1 protein-coding gene is annotated in these 843 nt (G+C 70.8%); it reads right to left on the bottom strand.

Annotated features, from left to right (window positions below; genetic code table 11):
- On the bottom strand, positions 1 to 545 hold a 545-nt coding region (locus tag D7X55_RS39885), incomplete at its 3' end, for a MarR family winged helix-turn-helix transcriptional regulator (protein WP_147470440.1).
- Positions 546 to 843: the final 298 nt, after the last annotated feature.

The following is an 843-nucleotide window of genomic DNA, read 5'->3' as shown; positions in this document are numbered from 1 at the left end:
GGGGTGGTGCGGGAGGCCGCCGGAGCGTCCTCCAGGGGCGCGGAGAGGCCGCCCAGCTCCTCGGCGAGCGCCTTGAGCACTTCCTGGGTGAAGACGATGCGGTCGCGGGGCAGGCGGGCGAGCACGCGCTGCACGGCGGACTCGACGGTGCCCTCGGACGGGATGTCCAGCGCGCGGCCGGAGTCCGTGAGCGCGAAGAGCGCCTTGCGGCCGTCGAGCGGATCCGACTTGCGCTCCAGCAGGCCGCGCTTCTCCAGGCGCTTGAGCACGCCGGTGAGCGTGCTGGGGTGCACGTGGAGGATGTTGGCGAGCGTGCCGGCGGTGATGCCCGGGAAGCGGCCCACGAGCCGGATGACCAGCCGCTGCGGGCCGGTGAGCCCCAGCGTGGACTCCATCCGCTTGGACGTGGACTGCAGGCCATGGTCCACGGCCCACAGGAGGCGCATGAACTCCAGCACCTCACCCAGCTGCTGCGACTGCTGCGAACCCCGGGACCTGCTGCCGTCCGGGCCGGGTATCGACTCCGGGGCTTGTGTGTCCTTCATGGGCGCATCCTCCCTCACCTACGGCCTCCCTGTCTTTCGGTGTTCCAAAGATAGATGGCCGTGTCCTAGCGCGTCGGCCTGGGCGTTCCAGCAAAATCCGGAAGGGGTGCCCGCGGGAGGACGGGGCCGCCCGGCTGGAGGCCTTGGGGCCAGTGGAAGGCCGCCTTCCCCGGGCATGCCGGAGCCCGGGAATGGCGGCCCTCCTGAGCCTGACTCAACCGAGGGTTGTATTTGTCATGGGTTCGTGACGCTTGCCTCCCTTCCCGGCGGCGGGGGGGCGGGGACCTGCTCCTTCTTG

Origin of the sequence: Corallococcus sp. AB049A (genome assembly GCF_003668885.1) — a bacterium.
Lineage (GTDB): Bacteria > Myxococcota > Myxococcia > Myxococcales > Myxococcaceae > Corallococcus > Corallococcus interemptor.
The sequence above is the reverse complement of the archived record's forward strand: the minus strand, read 5'-3'. Positions and strand labels throughout refer to the sequence as shown.